The sequence below is a fragment of the Streptomyces sp. NPDC002403 genome, from assembly GCF_053593015.1.
Genome location: NZ_JBSFBQ010000002.1, coordinates 1 through 17437 on the forward strand (window position 1 = coordinate 1; position 17437 = coordinate 17437).

Consider the following 17437-nt stretch of genomic DNA (forward strand, 5'->3'; position numbering starts at 1 on the left):
GAGGGGGGTGGGGGGTGTGTCGGGGAGGGTGGTGAGGGTGTGTCGGGTGTGGTTGTCGTCGAGGGTGACGAGTGGGCCTGTGTGGGTGTTCTGGATGTGGGGGAGGAGGTCGGTCCGGGTGATGACGGCGGTGGGGCGGGCGTCGGTGAGGATGTGGGCGAGTCGGTCGGTGGGGTTGGCGGGGTCGAGGGGGAGGTAGGCGGCGCCGGATTTGAGGATGCCGAGGAGGGTGGGGAGGAGGTCGGTGCCGCGGGGGAGGCAGACGCCGATGAGGTGTTCGGGTCCGGCGCCCAGGGTGCGCAGGTGGTGGGCGAGGCGGTTGGCGCGGGCGTCGAGTTCGGCGTAGGTCAGGGACTGTCCTTCGGCGGTCACCGCGATCGCGTCGGGTGTCCGAGCGGCCTGCTCCGCGAACAGTTCGTGCACCGTCCGCGTCACCGGACGCTCCTCGTGAGGCGCTCCGGCGATCAGGGCGTGCTCGGCCTCGTCCAGGATGTCGACACGGGACAGCCGGGTGGTCTCGTCCTCGACGACCTGCTGGAGGAAGCGGACGAAGTGCCCGGTCATCCGCCGCACGGTGTCCTGCTCGAAGAGCGAGGTGGCGTAGATCAGCTGTCCCTCGAAGGTGCCGTCGGCCGAGGAGTTGATCTGCAGTTCCAGGTCGCACTTGGCCACGCCGCCGGTCGCCTCGAAGGGCTCGATGCCGAGCCCCGTCAGCTCGACGCCTCCGCCGCCTCGCTCATGGAGGGTGAACGCCACCTCGTACAGCGGGGTGCGGGACATGTCCCGCTCCGGGTGCAGCTCGTCGACCAGGCGGGCGAAGGGGACGGCCTGGTGCTCATGGGCCTGGATCAGGTTCTCGCGGGCCTGCTCGATCAGCGCGGCGAAGGGCGGGTCGCCCTCCCAACGAGTGCGGATCACAAGGTTGTTGATGCCATAGCCGATGAGGCCCTGGAGCTCGGGGCGGGTGCGGCCGGAGACCACCGTGCCGACGGGGATGTCGCACCGGGCGGTGTAGCGGGCGAGCAGGGCCTGAAAAGCGGGAAGCAGCACCGCGAAGGGGGTCGCGCCGTGCTTCAGCGCCAGTTCACGGACCTTCTCGGAGAGTCCGTGGGGCAGAGCGAAGGGCACGTTCGCGCCCTCATGGCGCCGGTGGGCGGGACGTGGCAGGTCGGTGGGCAGATCGAGCGGAGTGATGCCGGCCAGCTGCTCACGCCAGTGGTCCAGGTGCCGGGCGAACGCCGCACCGCTCTCCTCGGCGCGCTGCCATGCGGCGTAGTCCGCGTACTGCACCGGGAGGTCCGGCAAGGACGGCTCCCGGCCGCTCGCGAATCCCTCGTACAGGGCTACGAGTTCGGACAGGAGAACGTGTGTGGACCACGCGTCGAACGCGATGTGGTGGAGGGTGATGCTCAGGACGTGGTCGTCGTCCGCGAGCCGCAGCAGACGAGCCCGGACGGGCCACTCGTGCTCCAGATCGAAGGGGACGACCGACATCCGCGCGACGAACCCGGCGGCACACCGCTCCCGTTCGGCGGCGGACCGGGCGCTCTCCCGGTCCAGAGGGAGTCCGACGGCCGCGGGCGGGTCGATGATCTGGACCGGTTCGCTGTCGACCAGCCCGTACCGGGTGCGCAGCACTTCATGCCGCGCGATCAGTGCGGTCCATGCCCGTCCCAGGGCCGAGGTGTCGAGCTCGCCCCGCACCCGGAAGGCGAGCGGCACCAGGTATTCGGCGCTGTCCGGCTCCAGCCGGTTGAGGAACCACATCTGCTGCTGTCCGAACGACAGCCGCAGGGCCCCGGACCGGTCGACGGGGGTGATGGCCGAGCGGCGGCCGTGGGGACGTCCGCCGGCGAGCCGCTGACGGAGGAGCTTCTCCTGAAGGGCGTCGACGTCCGTCTGCTTCTTCTTTCCGACGCTCATCTGTTCCAGTCCTCCCGCTGCCGCCGCTATGAGTGAGCAATCGTTGTCCGACATTCCGTCGGACTTTTCCTGGATGTACCGGGGCAGTGAGAAATCAGCTCTCCGCTGCCTGCTCCATACGACGACGCAGGCTCAGGGGGCGCATGTCCGTCCATACCTCACCGATATGTGTGAGGCATTCCGCGCGCTTTCCCTCGACGCCCTCCGCGCGCCAGCCGGCAGGGAGATCCCGGTCGGCCCACCAGATGGAATACTGTTCCTCGTCGTTGACCACGACACGGTAGATCTGGCCGTCATCCTGTTCGTCAGCCATGACAAAACCCCTCCAAGAAGCCGCCGAAAAACGGCATTCGGGTATTCCATATCTGTTCGATCAGTTTTCTCGGCGACCCGATACTCCGTCTATACCGGGGCTATCCGGCAAGAAGCCCTCCGGCCCGGGGCCCGATCGAAGTCGGGTCCCGGGCCGGAGGGCTTCGGGTGTGTGTGCTGCGGAGCCTGCCTAATCGGCGGGTACACCGGCGGCGACGGGCGCCGGCTGCGGCTGTTCGCTCCTGCCGGGCAGTCGCTTCAGCACACCCGGCAGCGTCCAGGCCCGTTCGCCGAGCAGGGCCACGGCGGCGGGGAGCAGGACGCCGCGCACGATGGTCGCGTCGATGAGGATGGCCACCGCCATGCCCACGCCCATCATCTTGTTCTCGATGGCGGAGAGCGTGATGAAGATGGTGAACACCGCCGTCATGATGACGGCCGCGCTGGTGACGACGCCCGCGCTGGCGGCGATGCCGTCGACGACGGCCTCCCGTGTGGTGGCCCCGGCCAGTCGGCGCTCCCGGATCCGGCTGAGAATGAAGATGTGGTAGTCCATGCTCAGGCCGAACAGCACGACGAACATGAACAGCGGCAGCCAGCCGGCCACGCCTCCGTACGAGGTGAAGCCGAGCAGTGAGCTGAAGGCGCCGTCCTGGAACACCCAGGTCAGCACCCCGTACGCGGCACCGATGGAGAGCAGGTTCAGCGCGATCGACACCAGCGGAATGGCCAGCGACCGGAACACCACCAGCAACAGCACGAACGCCAGGACGAGGACGAACCCGACGACGAGCGCCGCCCGCGAGGTGAGCTGATCCTTGAAGTCCTCGGCGAACGCGGTCCGGCCGCCGACCGCGTAGTCGATGCCCTCGACCTTGCCGAGGGTCGCCGGAAGGGTGTCCTCGCGCAGCGTCTTCAGCGCGGCGTTGGAGACCTCGTCGGTGCCGCTGCCCGCCAGCGGAACGCGCACCATGAGGACGTCGTCGATCTGCACGGTCGAGATCGGGCCCGCCAGCCTGCCGCCACTGTCCGCGATGCGCTGGTGGAGTCCGTCGACCGCCGCCTTGACCTGGGGGGTGTCCGAACTCCCGCCGTCGACGCCCCAGACCGCGATCCGCGTGGGGGTCGGGGCACCGGGGAAGGCCTCCTGCATGCGGACCGCGGCGTCCACCGTGGGAGCGCTGCGCGGCAGGCTGTTGACGACGGCCGCGTCCTGCAGATGCATACCGGCCGCCGGTGCCGCCATCACGAGCAGCGCGACCACCGCGGCGCCGCCCCACACCGCCGGGCGCTTGACGACGGCACGTGCCAGCTTCTGCCAGGTGCGGGACTCGGTCGAGGTCGTGCGGCGCTTGCCGAGCCAGGGCACGCGGCCCTTGTCGACGCGGTGCCCGAGCGAGGCCAGCAGGGCCGGCAGCACCGTGACCGAGGCGATCATCGCCAGGCCCACCACGAGAGCGGTGCCGAGCGTGAGGCCGCGGAACACGCCGAGGCCGCTGAGAAGAAGGCCGCACAGGCAGAGGATCACTGTCACGCCGGAGACGATGACGACATGGCCCGAGGTGCGTGAGGCGATGTGCAGCGACTCGGACACACTGCGTCCGGCGGCCCGTTCCTCGCGCTCACGCCGCAGGTAGAACAGTGAGTAGTCGATGCTGACCGCGATGCCGATCAGCAGGATCATCGAGGTGGCGGCGCTGTTGACGGCGACCCATCGTTCCAGGATGGCGATGAGACTGAAGGTGCCCACGACCGTGGTCGCCGCCAGCAGCAGCGGGATCGCCGCCGCGACCAGGGCCCCGAACACGACGAGGAGAATGACCAGGGTGATCGGCAGCGCGGTGCGCTCCGCGCTGGCGAAGTCCTTCTTCACGGCGTCGTCGACGGCACGGGAAAGGCTGGTGTCTCCGGCCTGGACGACGCGCACGTCGCTGTTCCGTTCGGCGACCCTGTCCACCGCTTCGACCACCGCGTCGAAATGTGCGCCCATCTCTTCGTTCGGGCCCGCCACGAAGAAGGTGACCAGCCCGGAGCGGCCGTCCTTCGAGATCTGCTGTTCCGTCCCCGGATCCAACGGGGTGCGCAGGCCGGTGACGGCGCCCGGCGACTTGTCGAACTCGGCCACGAGGTCCTTGGTGGCCTTGACGAGCGCCGGGTCGTCCATGAACTTTCCGCCGCCGCCGTCGCGGGGCTGGACGAGGACGTTCTCCAGGACCGGCTCGTAGCTCTTCTGCGAGCTCAACGCCCGCTTGACGGCGCCGGACTCACCCGGGTCCGGCGTCCTGGCACTGGACCCGGAGAGCGCGGCGCTGGCGAGCAGCGCCACGACGACGAGGGCCAGCCAGCCGCCGATCGCCAGGGCACGGTGCCGCATCGACCAGCCGGCGATCCGCTCGATGAACGCGCCCTGGCCCCCACTCGCGGCTAAACCGCCCTTTTCGGTACTTTCCGACCCTTCACGAGTCGGCGACTCGGTGACTGCGTGACTACTCTGCGTACTTGAGCGTTTGCGCAAGCGCGACATGAACTAAGGTCCTTCCCGAAAGGGGCGATGCGTTGAAGACTCGCCGACGGCGAGGTGTTGCTTCCTTCTGCCGGGCCGTCAAGTTGCCGCTTGGCGGCCCGGTTCGGCTACTTTCTCACTCGATCTCCTTGAGAACGCGCTCGACCGAATGCATACGGGTCCGCAGATCGGCGAGATGCTCGTCGATGGCGGTCAGCTTCTGCTCGATGGCGTCCTCGTTCCGAACCGCTTTCTCGGCGAGCGTCCGGTATTCGTAATCACGGGCAAGAATGGCTCTGGCCCGCCAGGTCGCGGCCATGTTCCAGACGACGATCGTGACGATCACGATGACCATGCCGAAAATTCCGACGGCCCCGATGATTTCTTGCCAGCCCCGGGTGTTCATGAAGGAGATCCTTTCTCGCCGTTCGGCTGGACGGCGTCGCCCGCGCTGAGCGTCAGTACTGCGGCCGCGATGGTTTCCGGTGTGAGGTCGAGCGCGAAAGGGGCCAGCTCATAGAACTTCATGGCCTTTCCGTCGCTCGATATTTCGAGGTGGGCCGAGACGAGGCCCGCGGCTTCGAGCTTCCGTAGATGGGCCTGGAGCAGGGCGCGGCTGATGCCCAGCTCACGGGCCAGCTGGCTCACGTAGTTGCGTCGACGGGACAGCGCGGCCACGACCCGGAGCCGGTGCGGGCTGGACAGTGTGGCCAGCACCCGCACCATGTCGTCCCCGTCACGGAAGGAGGTTCTCACAGTGGCACACCCGACATGCCAAGGAATGTTAGCAGGTGTGTGCAGGGGTATCCACTCATGTCGATCAAGCGCTCCCGTCGCCAATTCGCTCATGACGCAAGCCTGTTGGCGCGTCGACGTACCGCCTGCTGCGCAAGCATGACCGCGCTCGCCATGAGCAGCGACAACGCAGGTCCGACCAGGAACGGGGGGATGCCGTCCGGGAGGGCCCGGCCTCCCAGGTAGCCGAATCCGATGGTGTACGAGAGGAACACGGCCTCGGCGATCCCCGCCCCCGCCAGGTACTTGCGGATCGGGAACCCCGAGATCCCGGCGGCCAGCCCGCCCGTGCCGCGCCCGGTGGGCACGAAACGCATCGCGATCACCGAGGGCACTCCGTACCGCTGGATCCGCCGCGTCGTCCACTCCAGTGTCGAGCGGCGCCGCGCGTCCCTCGACAGCCAGGCCAGCACGCGACCGCGTGACCTGCGCCCCATCCAGAAGACGCCGAGGTCCCCCAGGACGGCGCTGGTCAGCAGGATGGGAGCCAGGGCCGCGAGGTCGAGACCGCCCGTCGCGGCGAGGGTGCCCGCGCTCGTCAGCAGGGCGGAGTTCGGCACCAGGGGTGGCATCGTGGCGAGGATGAGGAGCACGTACATCCAGTGCACGCTGTCCATGACCACCAACTCCCCTGTTTGCCGTACACCTCTCTGCACCTGCATCTAAATGTTGGCAGGTGCCAAGCCGGGCATCAACCGCAGACGGGAGGGACCAGGGGCATCTGGGAGTCAACCCCTAGGGGTGCCGGGCGGGACCCCGGAGGAGGCGTTGTCCAGAACTCTCCGTCTTGGCCGAACTACACTCGTTGAAGCGGAAGTCGAGCCAGAAGCGTGGTCAGAATCCCGATGACCCGGGGCAGCGACTCGTCGAAGTAGAAGTGCCCGCCGTCGACCAGGTGCACCTCGGCACCACGGATGGCGTAGTTCTTCCACAGTTCCAGATCGGCGGGCGTGACCGACGGGTCCCGGTTGCCGCCCATGACGATCAGCGGGCAGGTCAGCGGAGCGCCCGCGGTGTATCCGTACCTCTCGATCGCGCGCAGGTCCCCGGAGATCACGGGAAGGGCGAGCTGCCACAGCTCCTCGTTCTCGTCCAGTTTCCGTGCGCCCTCGCCGCCCAGCTCGCGGAGGTAGGTCCGTAGTCCGTCCTCGTCGAACGACAGGCCGCGGGGGGTGCGCTCGGCCGGGGCCTTGCACGCGGACACGAACAGACCGGCCAGCGGCGAGGGGAAGCGCGGCTGGAGCCGGCGGGCGGCCTCGAAGGCCACCATGGCCCCCATGCTGTGTCCGAAGAACGCGGTGGGACGGTCGAGGGGCATCTCGATGCCCCGTACGATCTCCTCCGCCAGCTCGGGTATCGAATCGGGCATGGGGTCGCGGTAGCGGTCCTGTCGCCCGGGGTACTGGACCGCGACCAGTTCGACCGTCTCCGGGAACAGGTGCGCCCAGCTGTGAAATGTGCTTGCGGCACCTCCCGCGTGCGGGAAGCAGTACAGCCGGGTCCGCGCACGGGGGCGCGGCAGGAATCGCCGGAACGGGCTGGGCGTCGACATCGTGCGCTCCTACACATCGAGTGCGGCGATCACGCCGCACATCCTGTTCTCCGCTGTGCGCCGTGGCTCACGCGATGGCCGTTGCCTTCCGTACGTCGCCCAGGCGGCGCAGCACGACGGGTGCGCCGCCTCGCGCCGCCTCTCTGGCCAGCGCGGCGACCAGGCCCGGACCCAGGTCCACGCCCTCGACCAGCCAGCTGCCGCGAGGGCCGGGTCCGAGGTGCTCGACGGTCACCGGACCCGCTTCGCCGGGCAGCACCTCCAGACCGCGCAGATCCGCGGCGATGCCGACCCCGACGGCCTTCAGCACGGCTTCCTTCCGCGTCCAGGAGCGGAGCAGGAAGTCCCGCCGGTCGTCCTCGCGCCCGATCGCCCGCATCCGGGAGAGTTCGAGGTCGGACAGGACCAGTTCCGGCACGCCTTGCGGAGCGAAGTCGTGCACGGCTTCGATGTCGACGCCGATGCTGCCGCCTGCGGTGACGGCCAGCGCCCAGTGCGGACCCGATCGCGCGAGACCGAACTCCAGACCGGTGGCGGGCCGGGTGATCCGGGGCCGGCCGTGCGCCCGGTCCCCGCAGGCCGGGCAGATGTGCCGGCCGAAGCGGATCGAGCCGGGTGGCACACCGAGGTACTGATCGGCGAGCACACGGCGCAGCGCGGAGTGCACACCCGCGTAATGGGCGGCGAACGGAGGGCGTCTGGCGCGGACGACGCGGAGTTCCTCGTCGTCGAGGAGGCCGAGGTCGCCCGGGGCGGGTTCGTCCGGGACGCGGCCGTGCCAGATGTGCGTCGTGCGTGTCGCGGCGAGACGGCCGCGGCTGTCGTTCATCGTCTGGTCGCTTTGCTCGACGTGGAGTGCACGGTCGCCTTCATGCGTGGAGGGAGGAAGCGGAAGCCGGTGCCCGCAGTGGCCGCCCCATCGGTGTGGCGGCGGCCAGGGTACGGCGTTCCCCCATCGTCGGCCCCTCGGCTATACCCGCGCTATACGCGAGCTCCCCGCCCCGGTCGGGCCGGGGAGCGCCGCAGGCTTCCCCGGCCCGGTACGCCCGTTCGGCTCTTCGCGCCGCGGCGCGGCGGAAGCTGCGCGTATAGGGGGGCTATAGCGGGTGGACGAAGGGTTGTGCGCAGCAGCGTCGAGCGCCGAGAGGGCGGACCATGGCAGAGGTCGATGTCCGAGTCCTTGCGAAGTCGGACCACCGAGCCGCTCATGACCTGGCGAGAGGCGCGCAGCACGCCTCCCCGGTCTCCGACGGCGAGTGGGCGTACGTACAGGATCTCCATGAACCCGGGCTGGCCCTGGGTGCGTACCTGGACGGGGAACTGGTCGGTACCAGCCGTCTGCAGCGGTCACGGCTCGCGCTGCCCGGCGGTGCGACCGTGCCCATGGCAGCGGCGACCGGGAAGGGGGTGCGCGCCGACCGCACGCGGCGTGGGATCTTCACACTGCTGGAGCGTGAATGCCTGGACCTGGCCGTGGAACAGGGGTTCGCCGTGGTGGGCAGCCGTGTGAGCGAGGCGACCATCTACCGCCGTTTCGGGCACGGGGTCGGCAATCGGTCCCGCGCGGTGCGGCTGTACCCGCACGAGGCCCGGCTGCGGCCCGAGGTGCCCTGCGGCGGCGACGTGCGGCTGGTCGACGGCGCGTCCTCGGTCGCTCTGCTGCCGCGGCTGTACGAACGGCTCGGCCCCTACCGGCCGGGCGTGATCGGACGGTCCGCGGGCTGGTGGAAGGCCACGTGGGAGCCGCTGGCGCAGTCACCCAGGAGCCCCGTGGTCGCCGTGCATTCCGGACCGGACGGCGATGACGGCTTCGCCGTGTACCGGACCATGCAGAGTGCGGACTCCGGTGCCCGTGTCACGCTGATGGTCACGGACTTCCACGCGGCGAATCCGGAGGCCGTCGCGGGTCTGTGGCGCTTCCTGCTCGGCGTGGACCTGGTCGAAGAGGTGTGTGCGCGTCGCCGGCCCACCGACGAACTCGTCGAGGGAATGCTGGACGACTGGCGGGCCTGCCGCACCCACTCGCTCGACGACGACCTGTGGCTGCGGCTCGTCGACCTCCCGAAGGCGCTCGACGCACGCTCCTACGGTGACGGCGAGCCGTTGGTGCTGGAGGTCGCTGACGAGCTTCTGCCCGCCAACGCCGGGAGATATCGCATCTCGCCCGAGGGTGTGGAAGCGACATCGGAGCAGGCGCAACTGTCGATGGGCGTGGACGCATTGGCCATGGCCTACCTCGGAACCACGAGCTTCGCCACTCTGGCCGGAATCGGTGGTCTGCGGGTGTTCGACAGCAAGTCGCTGCCGAACGCGGACCGACTGTTCGGCACCTCCGCGGCGGCCTTCTGCGGAACCACCTTCTGACTGGGTTTCGTGTAAGGGGCCACGAATCTCCCCGGCTCTTCGCCGGATACCGTCCGAACGGTGTCCGGAGAGTCACTTGTGACAACGCTCCGAAGGAATACGGTATTTCGTCCCTTTAAATCGTTGATTACGGCTTCTACGACTTGTTGGTCCCAGGGGTCGGACGTAGTGTCGAAAGTGCCGCAGTCAGGAACAAGGAGCGGCACAGCGAACTCCTCCAGAGGAGGCGAAGATGAAGGTTCGTGGCATCTTCGACCACAGCGACAGGGGTCGCGGCGGATACGGCGGCCGTGGCGGATACGGCGGACGCGGATTCGGCGGCCGTGGCGGTTACGGCGGCTACGGCGGCCGTGGCGGTTACGGCGGACGCGGATTCGGCGGCCGTGGCGGTTACGGCGGCTACGGCGGCTACGGCGGCCGTGGAGGCGGCTGGGGTTACTGACCCTCTTCACCCCCTTCACCCCCGATCCCTGACCACCCCTACTCGAGGCAGGCTCGCGCAGCGCGCGGGTCGGCCTCGTCTTTTGGGCCCATTCCCATGGCCACGGACCACGGACCACGGACCACGGACCATGGACCGAGCACCACTGTGAGGTGATGCCCATGCGCTTTCACAGCCCGCTCAAGCGTTCCGCCCGTACCGAAGAGCCGCCCGAGGACCCGGTGACGGATGTTCCGATCCGTACCGATCCCGTCAGCATCCTGGCGTCCTTCCGGCGTTTCTGGCCGTTGACCAGAGGCGACCGGCGCTGGCTCGTCGTCATCTTCCTCTGTGCGGTCCTGGCCGCCCTCGCCGAGACCATCACCGTCCTGCTCTTCGCCAAGCTCACCGACAAGGCTCTGCAGACCGGCGACGTCAGCGCCTTCTGGACGCCCGCCGGTCAGTGGCTCACCGTGGCGGTCGCCGGTGCCGTGGTGGGGTATCTGGGCAGTTCGCTCGCGGCCTGGACCGCCGAACGCTTCGTGCTGCGGCTGCGGGCCCGGGTGTTCGGCCATCTCCAGAAGCTCCCGCCGCACTTCTTCCAACGCAACCGCCGGGGCGACCTGGTGGAGCGGCTGACCGGCGACGTGGAGGCCATCGAGGCACTGGTGGTCTCCGGCATCGTCGGGGCGGCGTCCGCACTGTTCGGCACCCTCTTCTACGCCGCGGCGGCCGTGTGGCTGCGCTGGGACCTGGCCCTCGCCACCTTCGTCATGGTCCCGATCCTCGTGCTCGCGACCCGCGGGTTCGCCGGACCGCTGCGCGCGGTGTCCCGGCGCGGCCGTGCGGCGGACGGCGCCATCACGGCCGTGGTCGAGGAGACGCTGGTCAACGTCGTCATGACGCAGGCGTACAACAGGCAGCAGGACGAGGAGGACCGGCTCAGCAGCAAGGCACGGGTCCGGTTGCGGACCGCGGTCAGGGCCGTCCGTCTCACCGAGTTCTACGAGCAGTTCATCGAGGTCCTCGAAACGCTCTGCGTCCTGACGATCATCGGCCTGGGGGCGTGGGAGATCTCCGCCGGCCGGATGACCCTCGGACAGCTCCTGGCCTTCGCCGCCTTCATCGGCTATCTCTACCCGCCGATCCGCTCGCTGGGCCAGCTCGGTCTGACCGCCACCGCCGCGACCGCGGGCGCCGAACGACTGCTGGAGATCCTCGACTCCGAGCCCGCCGTCACCGACCCGGGTGACTCCGTGCCCGTGCCGGCGCGGAGCCGGGCGCTGGGCGAGGTGGAGGCGCGCCAGGTGTTCTTCCACTACCCCGGCAACAGCGAGATGGTGCTCAGGGACCTCTCGTTCACCGCAGGTCCAGGGGAACTGCTGGTCATCACCGGCCCCAGCGGCGCGGGCAAGTCGACCCTGGCGGCGCTGCTGCTGCGGTTCTACGACCCGGACACCGGCAGCGTACGGCTGGACGGCGTGTCCGTGGACCGGATGCCGCTGACGTACCTCCGCCGGAACATCACTCTGCTGCCGCAGGACACCCTCGTCCTGCACGACACCATCGAGAAGAACATCGGCTGCGGAAGCCTCGACGCGAGCCACGACGACATCGTGCGGGCCGCGCGGGCGGCCGACGCCCACGCGTTCATCGAGGCGCTCCCGGAGGGATATGACACCGTCATATCCACCGGCACCTCCCGGCTCTCCGGCGGCCAGTTGCAGCGCATCGCCATCGCCCGCGCCATGCTGCGCGACGCACCCGTCCTCCTCCTCGACGAGCCCACCACCGGACTGGACCGGCTGGCCGCGGAGCGCATCCTGGAACCCCTGCGGCGGCTGGCCCGGGGCCGCACCACCATCGTGATCAGCCACGACCTGGCCCTGGCCGCGGACGCCGACCGCATCCTCGTGCTGGACGAGGGCCGGCTGGTTGAGTCCGGCACCCACACCCAACTGCTCGACAGGAGCGGCCTGTACGCCACGCTGTTCGAGCGCCGCACCCGGCCGCACAACGGAACGGTGTACGAGCCTGCGCGGCCGTCAGGAATCCACTGGAGGTAGCCGGCCCCCGGCTACAGGGCCCCAACCGTACGGACCGACCCGGTCGTTACTATCCGGCGTGGCCGAAACGACCGAAGGACCTGCCCCCCGTACCCGCATACTCGCCGATCTGACACCTCTGCGGAGCTCGCCCGACTACCGGCGGCTCTGGTTCGGGAACACGGTCTCCTGGATCGGGCAGGGGATGACCTCGCTCGCCGTGTCGCTCCAGGTCTACGACATCACCGGGTCCGCCTTCTCGGTCGGGCTCATCGGATTCTGCTCGTTCCTGCCGATGGTCGTCTTCGGGCTGTACGGCGGGGCCGTCGCCGACACCATGGACCGCCGCAAGCTCGGCCTGGCCAGCTCCGCCGGGTCGTTCACGCTCTCCGTCGCCCTCGTCGCCGTCACCGTCGCCGGGGTGGAGCGGGTGGGGCTGCTGTACGCGATCGTCGGCCTCCAGGCGGCCTGCTTCGCGGTCAACTCGCCCGCCCGCAGCTCGATGATCGCCCGGCTGCTGCCGCCCGAGCAACTGCCCGCCGCCAACGCCCTCAGCTCCATGACCAGCACCACCGGCACGCTGGTCGGGCCGATGCTCGGCGGGCTCGTCGTCGGCTGGTGGGGCTACCGGGCCGCGTACACCGTCGACGCCCTCACCTTCACCGCCGCGCTCCACGCGATGTGGCGGCTGCCCGCCATGCTGCCGCAGCGCGAGGAGGGCGCGGGGGACAAGCGGGCGTCCGTCGCGGACGGGCTGCGCTTCCTCGGTACCAGGCCCAACCTCCGGATGACCTTCTTCACCGACCTGTGCGCCATGCTGCTGGCCCACCCCCGGGCGCTGTTCCCCGTCGTCGCCGTCCTCTGGTACGGCGGTGACGCGAAGACCACCGGACTGCTGGTCGCCGCCCCGGCGCTCGGCGCGCTGCTGGGCGGGGTGTTCTCCGGCTGGCTGGGGCGCGTCCGCCGCCACGGCCTCGCCGTGCTGCTCGCCGTCGCCTGCTGGGGCACCGCCATCGCGGTCTTCGGCCTCACCCGGCAGCTCTGGCTCGGGCTGCTCTTCCTGGCGCTCGCCGGATGCGCGGACACCACCTCGATGGTCTTCCGCAACACCATGCTCCAGGCGGCCGTGCCGGACGAGATGCGCGGGCGGCTCCAGGGCGTGTTCATCGTCGTCGTCGCGGGCGGGCCCAGGCTCGGCGACTTCGTGGCGGGATCGGTCGCCGACCTGACCTCGCCCGCCCTGGCGGTGACCGGCGGCGGGATCGCCTGTGTCGTCGCCGTGGCCCTGCTGGCGCTGCGGTGGCGCGGGTTCGCGCGGTACGACGCGCGGGACCCGCAGCCCTGACGTTCCCGCCTCACTCCCGCGGCGGCCCCACCACCGAGCGGGCGAAGCCCAGTTCCACCAGGTCCTGGGGGCGCAGCCGCAGCTGGTCGGCCGTGGCACGTACCTCCTGCGGGGCGCGCTTCAGGATCGCCGCCGCCAGTTCCGGGGCGATCACCGAGAAGTAGCTGTCCCGGGTGACATGGGTGTTCCCCGGTGCCGCGAGTGCCAGCGCACCGCCCGAACCGCCCTCGCCGATCACCAGGGTGGTGACGGGGACCCGGGCCTCCGCCATCGCCGCGAAGGCGTCGGCGATGGCGGCACCCGCGCCCGCCCGTTCCGCCTCCGCGTCGTTCGCCGCGCCCGGGGTGTCGACCAGGGTGAGCACGGGGACGCCGAGCCGGCCGGCCAGCCGGATCACCCGCGCCGCCGCACGGTAACCGGCCGGGCGGGTCGCGGTGCCGCACTGGGCGACGTACGCGATCGACCGGCCGTCGCGCCACCCGAAACCGCAGAGCAGCCCCGGGTCCGTACCCCCGCAGCGGTCGCCGCCGAGCGGGAGCCGGTGCTCGAAATAGGCGTCCAGATACGCCTCGGCGCGCGGCCGGGCGGGCGAGCGGGCCTGGCGGACCGCGTCCCAGCCGCTCTGCGGGAGGCCGGTGGCGGACAGGGCGTCCGGCACGGGGGCGGGGAGCGCCGGGGAGCCCGGGGCGTGGAGCGCCCGCAGCCAGTGCGCCACCGTCTCCGCGAGCTCCCCGGGCGGCACGACCGCGTCGATCTGCCCCGCGGCCAGCTGACCCTGTGCGGTGTACGCGGAGGGGTCCGCGTCCGGGGGCCGTACCCGGGAGCCGGCGAACCCGACCTGGGCGCCCGGCAGCGCCAGGATCACATCGGCGCCCGCCCCCAGCGTGGCCCAGCCGCCGCCCGTCGTCGGGTCGCGCAGGACCGCGAGCTGCGCCGGGCCCGCCGCCCGCAGCCGTGCCGAGGCGCGGGCCACCCGCTGGAGCTGCGTCAGGGCGACCATGCCCTCCTGCATCCGGCTGCCGCCCGTCGCGATCAGCGAGACGAGCGGCAGCGCCCGGGTCCGGGCGGCCTCGTACGCGGCCTCCAGCCGGTCCCCGGTGCGCTGCCCCAGCGAACCGCCCAGGAACCCGAACTCGAACGAGACCAGCACACAGCGCCGGCCGCCGACGGAGGCGAGGCCGTGGACGACGGACTCCTCCTCGCCGGTACGGGCCGCGGCGCGGGCCCGGGAGTCCGCGTACCCGGCCCAGGCCAGGGGCCCGTCCCCGTCGTGACCGGGCGCGACGGCGTCCCCGGGCGCCGGGGACTCCTCGAAGTCGTCGGTGACTGCCGCGATCGCCGCTCTCGCCGTCAGCCGCTCAGGCATGGAGCGACCGCTTCATGATCTTGCCGAGGTCGTTGCGGGGCAGCGCGTCCAGGTAGTGGACCGTGCGCGGGCGCTTGTGCGGGGACAGCTGGGCGGCCACATGGCCGGCGAGCTCCTGCGCGGAGGGCGGCGAGGCCGGGTCGGCCGGTACCACCCAGGCGACGATCCGCTCGCCCAGATCCGGGTCCGGCTCCCCGGTGACGGCGGCCTCGCGGACGCCGGGGTGGTCCAGGAGCGCGTTCTCGATCTCCCCGGCGCCGATCTTGTAGCCGCCGCTCTTGATCAGATCGGTGGCCTTGCGCCCGACGATCCGTACATAGCCGTCGGCGTCCCGGGTGGCCATGTCCCCGGTACGGAACCAGCCGTCCCCGGTGAATGCGGCGGCCGTGGCGTCGGGGCGGTTCAGATAGCCGGTGAAGAGGTTCGGGCCGCGCACCTGGATCTCGCCGATGGCGTCGGGGCCGGTGGCATCCGCGCTGAGGACGGTGCCGTCCTCCTCGACCAGGCGGAGCTCCACACCGCGCAGGGGCGCGCCGACCGTTCCGGGGCGCGGCTCGCCGTCGGCCCGGACACCCGTGTTCATCAGGGTCTCCGTCATGCCGTACCGCTCGATGACCCGGCGGCCGGTGGCCGCCGCGATCCGCTCGTGGTCGTGCACCGGCAGCGCGGCCGACCCGGACACCAGCAGCCGGGCCCCGGCCAGCGCCTTCGCCAGTCCGGCCGCCCCGGGGCCGGAGCCGTCGAGGGCCTCGGCCAGCCGGTGGTACATCGTCGGCACGCCGAAGAGCATGGTGCCGCCGCACGACAGTTCCCGGGCCACTCCCTCGGTGGAGAACCTGCCCAGGTGCCGCACCGACCCGCCCCGGCGCAGCGGCCCCAGCACGCCCAGGATCAGGCCGTGCACGTGGAACAGCGGCAGGGCGTGGACCAGCACGTCCTCGCCGGTCCACTGCCAGGCCTCCTCCAGCGCGTCCAGCGAGGCGGCGATCGCCCGGCGCGGCAGGATCGCGCCCTTGGGCGGGCCCGTGGTGCCGGACGTGTAGACGATCAGCGCGGGGGACTCGGGGGAGGGCTCGGGCAGCGCGGCGCCGGACTCCCGCGGGCCGGTGTCGACATCGATGCGCTCCAGCGCCTCCAGCACCGGCGGAAGCGGATCGCCCGCCCCGGCCAGCACCACGCTCGGTTCGCTGTCGGACACGATGTGGGCCAGTTCGCGCGTCCCCGTCTTCGGGTTGAGCGGAACCGCGGGCACCCCGGCGTGCAGCGCGGCCACGACGGCGACCACCGTCTCGGGGGTGGGAGTGGCCCAGACCGCGACCCGCCCGGCACCGGCGATGCGCGCGGCGAGCGCGGTGGAGGCGGCGGCCAACCGCTCGTAGGTCATGGCGTGTTCGCCGAACCGGGTGGCTTCCCGGGTCGAACCGTCATCCGGCACAAACAGAAGAGGAGTCACCCACCGCACCCTAAGGGCTGCCGCAAGTGACAGACCCTAGTCCCGCCGGAGTCCCCGCATGCGCCCGTACGCGTACACGCAGCCCGCCAGCGCCAGGTCGGACAGCAGCATGAAGCCGATCGAGTACGAGCCCTTCGCGCTGTAGATCGCCCCCATCACCAGCGGTGGCACGAAGCCGCCCAGACCGCCCATCGCGCCGACGATCCCGGTCACGCTGCCCACCTTCGCCTGCGGCGTCACCTGCGAGACCAGGGCGAAGACGCTGCCGCTCGCGGTGCCCAGGCCCGCCGCCATGCAGAGCAGCGCGATCGTGCCGCCCGGGGCCAGCGGCGGGTCGAAGGCCTGGACGATCGCCATCAGGGCGGCCAGGCCGAGCGCCGCCGCCGTGACCACGGCCGGGTGGACGCGGTCCGAGAGCCAGCCGCCGATCGGCCGGAAGACGACGGTGACCAGGGCGAACCCGGCGGCCTTCGTGCCGGCGTCGGTGGGCGACAGGTCGTACCAGGTCTTCAGATACGTGGGGAGGTAGACGCCGAACGCGACGATGCCGCCGAAGCCGATCGCGTACAGCGCGGACAGCTCCCAGGTGACCCGCAGCCGTCCGGCGTCGGCCAGCCGGTGGGCGAGCGAGTCGGTCGGCACCGTTCGGTCCGGGCGGTCGGTGATCAGCACGGCGGCCAGCGCCGCGTACACCACGAGCGCCGCCGCGACCACCAGGTACGGGAGGTCGTCGCCGTGCCCGGCGATCCTCGGGGTGAAGTACCCGGACAGGGCGACGCCGCCCATCCCCATGCCGAAGATGCCGAGCGCGAGGCCCCGCTTGGCGGGCGGGAACCACGAGTTGACCAGCGGGATGCCGATCGCGAACGTGGTGCCGCCCAGGCCCAGCAGAAAGCCCACGACGAGCATCGCGCCGTAGGAGTCCCGCGCCGGGATCAGCAGCAGCACGGGCGCGATGGTGAGCGCCGAGACCAGCGGGAACATCAGCCGCGCGCCGTACTTGTCGGTGAGCGCGCCCGCCGGGATCCGCCCCAGCGAACCGACCAGCACCGGCACCGCCACCAGCAGCGACTGCTCGAACGAGGTCAGCCCCAGCCGCTCCTTGTAGTCCCCGGACAGCGGCGCGATCAGATTCCAGGCCCAGAAGGTGAGCCCGAACCCGATCGTGGCCATCACAAGGTTGCGACAGGCGGCCGCGGACGGCGCGTCGACCGTTGAGGGGGACTGCTTGACGGCGGTATCCACCCCCTCAGTCAAGGGCGGGCGCAGGCCCCGGGCCCGCCGGAATGCGCCATGCGAGTCATGCCCGGCCCCGGGACGGGAACGGGGGCGGGGTACCGCCGGACGCGACTTGCCCA

15 protein-coding genes are annotated in these 17437 nt (G+C 71.0%); 4 read left to right on the plus strand and 11 right to left on the minus strand.

All coding sequences use genetic code 11. The annotated features are described in order from the left end of the window. The 8 genes from ACWCPY_RS02360 to ACWCPY_RS02395 form a co-directional block, all read right to left on the minus strand. On the minus strand, nucleotides 1-1923 hold a 1923-nt coding region (locus ACWCPY_RS02360; protein WP_451262418.1), incomplete at its 3' end, for a condensation domain-containing protein. 94 nt (nucleotides 1924-2017) lie between these two features. Next, complete coding sequence (locus ACWCPY_RS02365) at nucleotides 2018-2236, minus strand: MbtH family protein (protein WP_362444798.1); 219 nt, start codon at nucleotides 2234-2236, stop codon at nucleotides 2018-2020. A gap of 189 nt (nucleotides 2237-2425) precedes the next feature. Further along, nucleotides 2426-4609 (minus strand): MMPL family transporter, encoded by a 2184-nt coding sequence (locus ACWCPY_RS02370; RefSeq protein WP_451262419.1) that lies wholly within the window; start codon nucleotides 4607-4609, stop codon nucleotides 2426-2428. Nucleotides 4610-4874: 265 nt separating this feature from the next. Continuing rightward, nucleotides 4875-5144 carry a hypothetical protein gene (locus ACWCPY_RS02375; protein ID WP_451262420.1) on the minus strand — a complete coding sequence of 90 codons (270 nt, stop codon included), beginning with the start codon at nucleotides 5142-5144 and terminating at the stop codon, nucleotides 4875-4877. Further along, the gene (locus ACWCPY_RS02380) at nucleotides 5141-5494 is read right to left on the minus strand and encodes an ArsR/SmtB family transcription factor (RefSeq protein WP_451262421.1); all 354 of its coding nucleotides are present in this window, start codon (nucleotides 5492-5494) and stop codon (nucleotides 5141-5143) included. The genes ACWCPY_RS02375 and ACWCPY_RS02380 overlap by 4 nt, the downstream gene beginning before the upstream one ends. An 89-nt stretch (nucleotides 5495-5583) precedes the next feature. After that, nucleotides 5584-6150, minus strand: coding sequence for a DedA family protein (locus ACWCPY_RS02385; protein ID WP_451262422.1), 567 nt, complete (start codon nucleotides 6148-6150; stop codon nucleotides 5584-5586). Between the two features lie 179 nt (nucleotides 6151-6329). Further along, the gene (locus ACWCPY_RS02390) at nucleotides 6330-7085 is read right to left on the minus strand and encodes a thioesterase II family protein (RefSeq protein WP_451262423.1); all 756 of its coding nucleotides are present in this window, start codon (nucleotides 7083-7085) and stop codon (nucleotides 6330-6332) included. A gap of 67 nt (nucleotides 7086-7152) precedes the next feature. After that, on the minus strand, nucleotides 7153-7914 hold the full coding sequence (locus ACWCPY_RS02395; protein ID WP_451262425.1) for a 4'-phosphopantetheinyl transferase family protein: 762 nt from the start codon (nucleotides 7912-7914) through the stop codon (nucleotides 7153-7155). A gap of 326 nt (nucleotides 7915-8240) precedes the next feature. On the opposite strand from ACWCPY_RS02395, the gene ACWCPY_RS02400 reads away from it, so the two are divergent. From ACWCPY_RS02400 to ACWCPY_RS02415, 4 genes are all read left to right on the plus strand, one after another. Beyond that, nucleotides 8241-9449 (plus strand): GNAT family N-acetyltransferase, encoded by a 1209-nt coding sequence (locus ACWCPY_RS02400; RefSeq protein WP_451262426.1) that lies wholly within the window; start codon nucleotides 8241-8243, stop codon nucleotides 9447-9449. A 232-nt stretch (nucleotides 9450-9681) separates the two neighbouring features. Then, on the plus strand, nucleotides 9682-9891 hold the full coding sequence (locus ACWCPY_RS02405; RefSeq protein ID WP_451262427.1) for a hypothetical protein: 210 nt from the start codon (nucleotides 9682-9684) through the stop codon (nucleotides 9889-9891). 161 nt (nucleotides 9892-10052) lie between these two features. Further along, a complete protein-coding gene (locus tag ACWCPY_RS02410) occupies nucleotides 10053-11936 on the plus strand; it encodes an ABC transporter ATP-binding protein (RefSeq protein WP_451262428.1) in 1884 nt (627 codons plus the stop codon). Between the two features lie 58 nt (nucleotides 11937-11994). Beyond that, nucleotides 11995-13260 (plus strand): MFS transporter, encoded by a 1266-nt coding sequence (locus tag ACWCPY_RS02415; protein ID WP_451262429.1) that lies wholly within the window; start codon nucleotides 11995-11997, stop codon nucleotides 13258-13260. A gap of 10 nt (nucleotides 13261-13270) precedes the next feature. On the opposite strand, the gene ACWCPY_RS02420 is transcribed toward ACWCPY_RS02415, so the two are convergent. From ACWCPY_RS02420 to ACWCPY_RS02430, 3 genes are read right to left on the minus strand one after another with little or no spacing between them, the layout of a single operon-like run. Further along, nucleotides 13271-14626: a carboxyl transferase domain-containing protein gene (locus ACWCPY_RS02420; protein WP_451262430.1), complete on the minus strand. Its 1356-nt coding sequence runs from the start codon at nucleotides 14624-14626 to the stop codon at nucleotides 13271-13273. Continuing rightward, nucleotides 14619-16088: an acyl-CoA synthetase gene (locus ACWCPY_RS02425; protein WP_451262431.1), complete on the minus strand. Its 1470-nt coding sequence runs from the start codon at nucleotides 16086-16088 to the stop codon at nucleotides 14619-14621. Before ACWCPY_RS02425 ends, ACWCPY_RS02420 begins: the two co-directional genes overlap by 8 nt. A 27-nt stretch (nucleotides 16089-16115) precedes the next feature. Further along, nucleotides 16116-17324: a nitrate/nitrite transporter gene (locus ACWCPY_RS02430; protein WP_451262433.1), complete on the minus strand. Its 1209-nt coding sequence runs from the start codon at nucleotides 17322-17324 to the stop codon at nucleotides 16116-16118. Nucleotides 17325-17437: the final 113 nt, after the last annotated feature.

Excerpts from the sequence above, each read along its gene's own strand:
- ACWCPY_RS02365 (WP_362444798.1), bottom strand. The coding sequence starts at position 2,236 with ATGGCTGACGAACAGGATGACGGCCAGATCTACCGTGTCGTGGTCAAC.
- ACWCPY_RS02370 (WP_451262419.1), bottom strand. The coding sequence starts at position 4,609 with ATGCGGCACCGTGCCCTGGCGATCGGCGGCTGGCTGGCCCTCGTCGTC.
- ACWCPY_RS02375 (WP_451262420.1), bottom strand. The coding sequence starts at position 5,144 with ATGAACACCCGGGGCTGGCAAGAAATCATCGGGGCCGTCGGAATTTTC.
- ACWCPY_RS02385 (WP_451262422.1), bottom strand. The coding sequence starts at position 6,150 with ATGGACAGCGTGCACTGGATGTACGTGCTCCTCATCCTCGCCACGATG.
- ACWCPY_RS02390 (WP_451262423.1), bottom strand. The coding sequence starts at position 7,085 with ATGTCGACGCCCAGCCCGTTCCGGCGATTCCTGCCGCGCCCCCGTGCG.
- ACWCPY_RS02395 (WP_451262425.1), bottom strand. The coding sequence starts at position 7,914 with ATGAACGACAGCCGCGGCCGTCTCGCCGCGACACGCACGACGCACATC.
- ACWCPY_RS02400 (WP_451262426.1), top strand. The coding sequence starts at position 8,241 with ATGGCAGAGGTCGATGTCCGAGTCCTTGCGAAGTCGGACCACCGAGCC.
- ACWCPY_RS02405 (WP_451262427.1), top strand. The coding sequence starts at position 9,682 with ATGAAGGTTCGTGGCATCTTCGACCACAGCGACAGGGGTCGCGGCGGA.
- ACWCPY_RS02410 (WP_451262428.1), top strand. The coding sequence starts at position 10,053 with ATGCGCTTTCACAGCCCGCTCAAGCGTTCCGCCCGTACCGAAGAGCCG.
- ACWCPY_RS02420 (WP_451262430.1), bottom strand. The coding sequence starts at position 14,626 with ATGCCTGAGCGGCTGACGGCGAGAGCGGCGATCGCGGCAGTCACCGAC.